The organism is Treponema sp. R8-4-B8 (genome assembly GCF_054786175.1).
Map to the genome: position 1 here is coordinate 1 of NZ_BDHE01000117.1, position 1106 is coordinate 1106.

A 1106-nucleotide genomic window follows, 5' to 3' on the forward strand; every position below is an offset into this window, starting at 1 on the left:
TTGTTTTCCTTGGTGGTGTGAGCGCGCCCTGTGCGGTGGCGAAGGGCGCTACAGCCCACACCACCAATACAAAATACCCCGCCTGCCTTCGTTGGGTTTTTGTTAAAGGCGGCGGTTTCGGGTTTTTGCCACCCTTCATGCCCCCCGTGCCTAGCTATCGGGGGCTACTACAATTATAGGAGGTTGTACTATGTACAACGAAAAAAAGCGGTTTTATTCGCCGCAGTTTTCCGAAATGGCGTGCGTAACAGTCCGCCGCCTCGCTTGGGCGCTTAACGTGTCCATGCCAAAAGCCATTGACATCATCATCAATGAATTATCTTCGGCTTTTTCATCATCGGTTGTTTGTCCAGAATGTAAGGACAAAACAAAATACGCCGTATGCGGTTTTAACCAACAGCCATTAGAAAAAAAGGAGGTAGTTATAAATGCGGCATAAAAACCGCCGCAGTTCCCCCGGCTCGCGCCGGGGGCGCGGTTCAATTCATTATCGGGCGTATGCGGAATTCATTTTTATTCACGGAAAGCCGCAATTGGCAAGCACTTCCGTATTTACGACTAAATCGGCATTAACGCCATTACCGTTATTTGAAAATTCAGCGTTAAAACAATCACGCATATTCCCCACGTTATAAAACGCCTATTCATACATCGCCTATCTTCATAGGGTTTACAAAGACAGCCCCGCAACCCCAGTATAGTATTAAAACCCCCGCCATGCGCGGGGGTAATTTCCTTAAAGGAGTTATAGCAATGACAGAAAAAGAAAAAATCAATCGACAAGATTTTGTTGATAACGTGATTAACGACATGATCGTATCACTAGCCCCGACAACAAAAAAACTGCAATGGAATATAAAAGTCATCAGCGACATTCGAGGAATATTAACCAGTTATTTTGTTGAAGAATTGCGCTTATGCGCCGATGAAGAATTTTATCCATAAAACAAATAAAGGCATAAAATGGAGTTTTGCCAAACACAAGACATCATTTAAAGGATTGTGTCTTACCATAGTAAAAAAAACTTTATATTTCTCTTTGGCAAAACTCCTAAGCTAAAAAAGCCGTAGGCTTTTTTAGCAATTCAGTCTGAATAAAAATTATC

Annotated in this window: 3 protein-coding genes; all 3 read left to right on the top strand. The window is 42.9% G+C overall.

The annotated features are described in order from the left end of the window. Positions 1 to 190 precede the first annotated feature (190 nt). Positions 191 to 439, top strand: a complete 249-nt coding sequence (locus ACYVRA_RS06660; protein ID WP_461251963.1) for a hypothetical protein — start codon at positions 191 to 193, stop codon at positions 437 to 439. Next, the gene (locus ACYVRA_RS06665; protein ID WP_461251964.1) at positions 429 to 635 is read left to right on the top strand and encodes a hypothetical protein; all 207 of its coding nucleotides are present in this window, start codon (positions 429 to 431) and stop codon (positions 633 to 635) included. The genes ACYVRA_RS06660 and ACYVRA_RS06665 overlap by 11 nt, the downstream gene beginning before the upstream one ends. Positions 636 to 753: 118 nt before the next feature. Continuing rightward, positions 754 to 945 (top strand): hypothetical protein, encoded by a 192-nt coding sequence (locus tag ACYVRA_RS06670; protein ID WP_461251965.1) that lies wholly within the window; start codon positions 754 to 756, stop codon positions 943 to 945. The last annotated feature ends 161 nt before the right edge of the window (positions 946 to 1106 follow it).

Bases quoted from the DNA above. Each gene is read 5' to 3' on its own strand.
- ACYVRA_RS06660 (WP_461251963.1), top strand. From the start codon at position 191: ATGTACAACGAAAAAAAGCGGTTTTATTCGCCGCAGTTTTCCGAAATG.
- ACYVRA_RS06665 (WP_461251964.1), top strand. From the start codon at position 429: ATGCGGCATAAAAACCGCCGCAGTTCCCCCGGCTCGCGCCGGGGGCGC.
- ACYVRA_RS06670 (WP_461251965.1), top strand. From the start codon at position 754: ATGACAGAAAAAGAAAAAATCAATCGACAAGATTTTGTTGATAACGTG.